At 43.1% G+C, this 6,863-nt stretch carries 7 protein-coding genes and 1 rRNA gene (1 of these 8 running past the window's edge); 7 read left to right on the top strand and 1 reads right to left on the bottom strand.

The features are described 5' to 3' along the window. Together KP625_RS06825 and KP625_RS06820 are read left to right on the top strand one after the other, a co-directional pair. Nucleotides 1-1,037: ribosomal RNA gene (locus KP625_RS06825) — 23S ribosomal RNA — on the top strand (it extends 1,843 nt beyond the left edge of the window). A 166-nt stretch (nt 1,038-1,203) separates the two neighbouring features. After that, nucleotides 1,204-1,722: a DNA-deoxyinosine glycosylase gene (locus tag KP625_RS06820; protein ID WP_238296882.1), complete on the top strand. Its 519-nt coding sequence runs from the start codon at nt 1,204-1,206 to the stop codon at nt 1,720-1,722. On the opposite strand, the gene KP625_RS06815 is transcribed toward KP625_RS06820, so the two are convergent. Beyond that, a complete protein-coding gene (locus KP625_RS06815; protein ID WP_238296880.1) occupies nt 1,684-2,775 on the bottom strand; it encodes an Mbeg1-like protein in 1,092 nt (363 codons plus the stop codon). The two genes, KP625_RS06820 and KP625_RS06815, sit on opposite strands and share 39 nt — an antisense overlap. 205 nt (nt 2,776-2,980) lie before the next feature. Here KP625_RS06815 and KP625_RS06810 point away from each other — a divergent pair, with 205 nt between their 5' ends. From KP625_RS06810 to KP625_RS06795, 5 genes are all read left to right on the top strand, one after another. After that, nucleotides 2,981-3,268: a hypothetical protein gene (locus KP625_RS06810; RefSeq protein WP_238296878.1), complete on the top strand. Its 288-nt coding sequence runs from the start codon at nt 2,981-2,983 to the stop codon at nt 3,266-3,268. A 19-nt stretch (nt 3,269-3,287) separates the two neighbouring features. After that, nucleotides 3,288-3,410 (top strand): hypothetical protein, encoded by a 123-nt coding sequence (locus KP625_RS13575; RefSeq protein ID WP_255731488.1) that lies wholly within the window; start codon nt 3,288-3,290, stop codon nt 3,408-3,410. An 82-nt stretch (nt 3,411-3,492) separates the two neighbouring features. Continuing rightward, the gene (locus KP625_RS06805; RefSeq protein WP_238296877.1) at nt 3,493-4,380 is read left to right on the top strand and encodes a DegV family protein; all 888 of its coding nucleotides are present in this window, start codon (nt 3,493-3,495) and stop codon (nt 4,378-4,380) included. Between the two features lies 1 nt (nt 4,381). Continuing rightward, nucleotides 4,382-4,711, top strand: a complete 330-nt coding sequence (locus tag KP625_RS06800; RefSeq protein WP_238296876.1) for a hypothetical protein — start codon at nt 4,382-4,384, stop codon at nt 4,709-4,711. Between the two features lie 116 nt (nt 4,712-4,827). Next, nucleotides 4,828-6,681, top strand: coding sequence for an AAA family ATPase (locus KP625_RS06795; RefSeq protein WP_238296874.1), 1,854 nt, complete (start codon nt 4,828-4,830; stop codon nt 6,679-6,681). The last annotated feature ends 182 nt before the right edge of the window (nt 6,682-6,863 follow it).

Raw genomic sequence — 6,863 nt, 5'->3', positions numbered from 1 at the left:
GAGCTTAGCGCAAGCGAAGGTTTGAATTTAAGCCCCAGTAAACGGCGGCCGTAACTATAACGGTCCTAAGGTAGCGAAATTCCTTGTCGGGTAAGTTCCGACCCGCACGAAAGGCGTAATGATTTGGGCACTGTCTCAACAACACACCCGGTGAAATTGAAATACCAGTGAAGATGCTGGTTACCTGCGCCAGGACGGAAAGACCCCATGGAGCTTTACTCCAGCTTGATACTGGGATTCGGTACTACCTGTACAGGATAGGTGGGAGGCTACGATCACGGGACGCCAGTTTCGTGTGAGCCGCTGTTGGGATACCACCCTTGTAGTACTGGATTCCTAACCTGCAGCCGTGACCCGGCTGGGGGACAATGTCTGGCGGGGAGTTTGACTGGGGCGGTCGCCTCCGAAAGGGTATCGGAGGCGCTCAAAGGTTCCCTCAGAATGGTTGGAAACCATTCGAAGAGTGCAAAGGCAGAAGGGAGCTTGACTGCGACACCGACGGGTGGAGCAGGTACGAAAGTAGGACTTAGTGATCCGGTGGTATAAAGTGGGATTGCCATCGCTCAACGGATAAAAGCTACCCTGGGGATAACAGGCTTATCACTCCCAAGAGTTCACATCGACGGAGTGGTTTGGCACCTCGATGTCGGCTCATCGCATCCTGGAGCTGTAGCAGGTTCCAAGGGTTGGGCTGTTCGCCCATTAAAGCGGTACGCGAGCTGGGTTCAGAACGTCGTGAGACAGTTCGGTCCCTATCCGGCGTGGGCGTAGGATATTTGAGAGGAGCTGTCCTTAGTACGAGAGGACCGGGATGGACGGACCGCTGGTGTATCTGTTGTTGTACCAACAGCATGGCAGAGTAGCCAAGTCCGGCAGGGATAAACGCTGAAGGCATCTAAGCGTGAAGCCCCCCTCAAGATAAGATATCCCATCATTAAGAGTAAGACCCCTTGAAGACTACAAGGTTGATAGGCTTGGAGTGTAATCGTGGCAACACGTTCAGCTGACAAGTACTAATAGGTCGAGGGCTTATCCTTAGAGGTTTAGAGAACGGAAAGATGATTTGTTAAGGGCTAGATATAAGATCTTTGTATGAAGTTCTGAAGGTACAGAAAAGAAAAGACCGATATGGTCTTTTTTTTATATTTTTATGTGACAGAGGGACACTCTTTGTGACAAAAGAAGCGTTCCCAAAGGAGTAGCATGGAACAGCAGCATCAGGTACACACAATTGCCCCGGTATATAATGAAGAGTCTCGTATTTTAATATTAGGAAGTTTTCCGTCTGTGAAATCAAGAGAAGCAGGTTTCTTCTATGGACATCCGCAGAATCGTTTCTGGAAAGTACTTGCACAAGTATTTCAGACAGATGTGCCGGTTACGATTGAGGAGAAAAAAGCATTCTTATTGGAACATAAAATTGCAGTATGGGATGTAATTGGACAATGTGAGATAGCAGGGTCTTCTGATAGTTCCATTCGCAATGTGGTTCCGAATCCAATTCAGAAAATTCTGGATGATACAAAGATAGAACAGATATTTGTGAATGGGAAAAAAGCAGAACAACTATATAGGCGGTATATTTATCCTCATACAAAAAGAAATGCCACTTGTCTCCCTTCTACCAGTCCGGCAAATGCAAGCTGGAATCTGGAGAAGCTGACAGTGGCTTGGAAGAGTATACTAAGATGCGGAGAATGTTTTGATCATAATTTTAATTAACAGAAAGGCTGCGTCAGAGATGGAATCACTTGTCTCGCGCGGCAATTTCTTTTTAGTCTGAATAATCGTGCGGATATCTTTTAATTTCAATGTAAGAAAGTCATCCACGGTTTGGATTCCGGCAGCATCTAATATCTGAAAAACAGCTTCTACGATTTCTTTTCTTTTTTCTCTGGGAATCAGTGCGATCCACTCATGGATTGCCTGATTAGCAAGCAGACTTTGATTGGCCGGGGTGACTGCGTGAACAAAATGATTTCCGAGAACTTCCCATGACATGGCATCGTGCTGTTTTAATCCTTTATTTTCACTTTTGACAACAATATAGTCCTCTTGGTGTTCAAACAACCGACCAACAACAGAAGATTCCGGGACAATTGTCATAATAACAGGTAACAGATTTTGATAGGCACTACTTTCAACAACATCCTTTGAAAATCCAGGTCCATCGTTATTGTATATGAAGGTGATTCGATCACGAATAGAAGATTTGCAATACATACCTGCGTAGATTGCAAAGTTGCCTCCTTTTGAGTGGCCGCCTAATCGAAGCTTGGAATCAGAACCGGTTAATGCATTTAGATAGGCGAGAGCTTTTTCCTGTCCGGGTGTCTGCTTTAGATAGAGCATATTAAAATCTTCGTGCCAGCCGATGAGCGTTGCATCTGTGCCGGAAAAGGCAACATACATGCTGGTATCATCAAGCTGGATGGTGATAGCGGAAAACTGTGATTGTTCCTGTTCATTGATATCATTGACATAGCGGGATAATTTTAAATTTTTAAAGCGGTTGCTTTTTGCCATTTCTTTGAAGACAAAAACGGCATTTTTAGTCATAGAAACATGATTGAGTAATTTCTGTTCGCTATTTTGCTTGAAAAATTTTTGGGCAGCATCAAGCAGACAGATGGGGCACCCTATGTCAGATGATACGATGCTGTCTAATTCTATATACACTAATTGCGATAAGATCAGGTTATCAATCTCATTAAATGGATCCTGAGCGAAGGTTAGATCTCCGCGCCATTTTATATAATCAATGATATTACTCATGAAATTCCCCCTTTATGGTTTCTTTCATAAAATTAATTAGAGTTATTGTACCATATATAAAAGAAAATTATAGAGATGAATATAAATTTATTAGTATTTACATTTATTTTTTGCGAGGGAGTTTTTTTGTACACATAAAAAGGTAAGATAGGTACAAGAAAACGAAAATAATAAGATTCGATTGAAAGAAAGGAAGTACATGAAGATGAGAAAATATGTAAATAGTAACAAATTTATAGAAGGAATCTATGTGTGCAGTGCGGTGATGGGGGGGATGATTGTTATCTCTATGCCGTTATTTGGAGCGATGCTGTTAGTTATTGCATTTTTAGCAGGACGTCTTGTGAAACAGGCAAATATGGAGGACGAACATGTAAGTGCACCTGTGGTAAATAAGGTGACTGCCTGTAAGATACATGCAAACACCAAGACAATGGAAAAAAATAAAGAAGCAGTATCTTGTAATAGCAAACATGTAAACACAGCAGCATAAGAAATAGACTGTCGGAAGTATGCGGACTTTGAAAATCACTTTGGATGCACAGGTCTGTGAGATTCAGTTTAGACGGTTATCTTCGTTTAGACGGATTCAATTTCGGGCAGAATTAAGAACAGAAGGCTGGAATGAAGATTGATTTTTAATGGAAAATTGGCTATGATAGAAGCAGATGTGCCAGTATTGGCAACATAATGAATACAGATAAGGAGAACTTGTTTATGGGTAATTATGTAATTAGCTGTTGTTCAACCGCCGATCTTTCAAAGGAACATTTTGATGCAATTGATGTAAAATATATATGCTTTCATTTTGAGTTAGATGGGAAGCAATATGAAGATAATCTTGGTGTCAGCATTCCGTTCGATGAGTTCTATTCACGTATGGCAAATGGTGCGGATACGAAAACATCGCAGGTGAATGCAGAGGAGTTTGAAGAGTATTTCCGATCTTTTCTGGAGAAGGGACTTGATATTTTGCATGTGAGTCTTTCTTCCGGAATCAGTGGTGTTATCAATTCAGCTAATATTGCAAAAGAGACATTGCAGGAGGAGTTCCCGGATCGTAAGATCTATGTTGTGGATTCTCTGGCCGCTTCATCGGGCTATGGTCTGTTGATGGATAAGCTTTCAGAACTCCGGGCGCAGGGGAAGACGATTGATGAAGTACGCGATTTTGTGGAAGAGCATAAATTGAATCTGAATCATTGGTTCTTTACCTCGGATCTGACGTTTTTTATTAAAGGGGGCCGTGTGACAAAGACGGCTGGATTTATAGGATCTGTGCTCAACATCTGCCCACTTTTGAATGTGGATTATGAGGGAAAACTGATTCCAAGATATAAGATTCGTACAAAGAAGAAGGTTATTCAGGCAATCGTGGACCGGATGGTGGAATGCGCCGAGGATGGACTTGATTATTCAGGTAAATGTTATATTTCGCAGTCGGCCTGTTATGAGGATGCACGTGCGGTTGCAGATCTGATAGAAGCGAAGTTCCCGAAGTTAAATGGGAAGGTTGAGATCAATCATATTGGAACGACGATTGGAAGTCATACAGGACCGGGAACTGTTGCATTGTTCTTCTGGGGCAAGAAACGGGTAGATTAATATGGAAGAACAGGTATACAAGATAATTCGAATTGATGAGGAAGATTTTGGCTGCGAGGGCAGACCGGAAGGACAGGAACCGATGGTACGGGTGGTACTGGAAGCGGAAACAGGGGAGACAACGATCGTGATGATGGAAGACTCTTTGATGTATGCGAGGAAGCTTGATGTTGGGGGATTGGCAGTTGTCGGAGCAGATGGCTTGTTGCGTGCACCGGGTACGTCTGTGGTTTTGGAAGAGGTCTTGAAGGCATCTGTTGATTTTGAGAAGCAGGCGGCTTGGATGGAGAATTACTGGGACGCCCTAGAGGAACTGGAGGATATAGAATAACTGACCGGCTGCCGAAACAACCAGAAAAGGATTGTTTCGGTATGGCAGCTGATACTGTCCGGGAAGAAGCTGCACGGTTAGGATTACAATATAAGAAAGATTAAACCAGGCGTTCAATGACAAACGTAGTGCGGTCCGATATACTAGACAACGTAGAAACGAGACAGGTATTAGAGAAACGGAGCGTGGTACGGATGACAGATGAAAGAAAAGTTTTTGAAACACCGAATGAGTTGAAGTACGATGATTTGAAATATGGATTTCCAAAAGGCGCGGTTATTCTGTATGAATATCCCGGAAATAGACCCGGATATGCGAATATCTATGCGGTTTTGGATAGAGAAGAAACGAAGGAAAACATCGATGCCTACTTGAAGATTGTGCATAAACGGTTTCGCAGCATTGTCATGGAGAATCTTCAGGTCATGAAGCTGAGCGAGGTGACACCGACACGACTTCGGATGAAGGGTCCTACTTTTTGGAAGGGAAATCTAACGGACTTCTGGTTGGATAAAGATGGCGTGATTCGGGAGCAGTGTGAGAGAGTGCAGCGTGTAATGCAGATTCCGCAGAATCTTATTTACTTATTCTATATTTTGAATGAGAAGACAAAAGAGGTTTCTTATCTGGGATATTCCACGCAGAAATCTGACACGGATATCATCAATTCGGATATCAAAGGCACGCGTCTTGCATGTACATATGGGCAGTTTTTAAAGATGCGTGTGTCAAGACTGAAACGTACTGAAGAAAAAAAGTATCCATGGGATGAGGTGAAATCGGGAGAGACAAAGTATCCATGGGATAAAGCAGAAGCAAAAGAGACAGAACCATCAGAGAATGAGTTGGAGCCTGATTTGTTCGATGAATATGACATCTACGATGACGAACCGGACGAGGAGATGGAACTTGAAACATCAGAGGTACCAGCAAATGGATGGACCATGATGCGGAAAAGTGTGAAGACTTTTCTGGAGAAAACACCTTTTTCGGAGATGCTTTCGTATGTGGAGGCACGTGTCAAAGGACAGCCGGAGCTGTCGAAGGTTTTGGCAGGCGTGTATTATTACATGCAGTGCATCGCAGAGAGACGGCCATTTCACAGTAACATTCTTCTTGCCGCACCTTCCGGTTGTGGGAAGACAGAGACCTATCGGGCGTTACGTGATTTCTTTGAAGAGAAGATTCCCGGATTGCCAGTGGTACAGTGTGATATGACATCTATCACAGAAGAGGGCTTCAAAGGACCGGATACGGTGGATATCGTCAAGCCATTGCTCAATGTGAAAGAACCGGATGGAATCGGAATCGTCTTCATGGATGAGTTTGATAAGAAATTGTCTCCTTCTTTTACAAGTGGAGGAAACAATGTGAACTCGGCTGTGCAGGCGCAGATTTTGACATTGATCGAGGGACGCAAGGTCGAAAATCAGGGCCATGTGATTGACACGAACAACACGTTGTTTATCGGACTTGGATCTTTTGATGCATGCAGAGCAAAACGCGAGACAAAGCACGGTGGTCTTGGATTTGGAGCGACAGCCAAAGTCGAACAGGCAGATCACTATCATCCGATCAGCCGACAGGAGATGATTGATCTGGGAGCGTCTTACGAGTTGCTTGGCCGGTTTCAGGTCATTGCGAATTATTACCGTCTGCCAAGAAAGATGGTGAATGAGATCATCGATGAGCATGTGGATAAAATCTCAGGATCAATCGGATATTCAATCCAGATCACAGAAGCATTTCGGGAGCAGCTTTTGAAGGAGGCAAACGGAAAGTACGGATGTCGTATGCTGGAGAATATGCTGGTTGATAGCACGATGCAGATTCTGGCAGAACTGTATATGAAGAATGTCAGCAAAAAAACAAATATCATTGTGCTGGACAAGGATGGACAGGCGCGAATCAAAAAGAAAAACACGCGGGCGAAGGATGTTGCGGAAAAAAGAATAGACAGAATTGCATAGGAGCAGATGCTCAGAAATAAAAATACACTTTTAGATGTTATAAATAATATTTAGAGGTGTATTTTTTGCTTGTAAAATACTGACAAATTCCCAATCTATATATTGTAAAATTAGTAAAAATGTGGTTTCATAGAATATGTATGCGCTCTGATTATAGACGAGCGTTTCAATTATCTGTGACG

The sequence above is a fragment of the Eubacterium sp. MSJ-33 genome, assembly GCF_022174665.1.
Classification (GTDB): domain Bacteria; phylum Bacillota; class Clostridia; order Lachnospirales; family Lachnospiraceae; genus Coprococcus_C.
The sequence above is the reverse complement of the archived record's forward strand: the minus strand, read 5'-3'. Positions and strand labels throughout refer to the sequence as shown.

Bases quoted from the DNA above. Each gene is read 5' to 3' on its own strand.
- KP625_RS06815 (WP_238296880.1), bottom strand. From the start codon at position 2,775: ATGAGTAATATCATTGATTATATAAAATGGCGCGGAGATCTAACCTTC.
- KP625_RS06820 (WP_238296882.1), top strand. From the start codon at position 1,204: ATGGAACAGCAGCATCAGGTACACACAATTGCCCCGGTATATAATGAA.
- KP625_RS06805 (WP_238296877.1), top strand. From the start codon at position 3,493: ATGGGTAATTATGTAATTAGCTGTTGTTCAACCGCCGATCTTTCAAAG.
- KP625_RS13575 (WP_255731488.1), top strand. From the start codon at position 3,288: ATGCGGACTTTGAAAATCACTTTGGATGCACAGGTCTGTGAGATTCAG.
- KP625_RS06810 (WP_238296878.1), top strand. From the start codon at position 2,981: ATGAGAAAATATGTAAATAGTAACAAATTTATAGAAGGAATCTATGTG.
- KP625_RS06795 (WP_238296874.1), top strand. From the start codon at position 4,828: ATGACAAACGTAGTGCGGTCCGATATACTAGACAACGTAGAAACGAGA.
- KP625_RS06800 (WP_238296876.1), top strand. From the start codon at position 4,382: ATGGAAGAACAGGTATACAAGATAATTCGAATTGATGAGGAAGATTTT.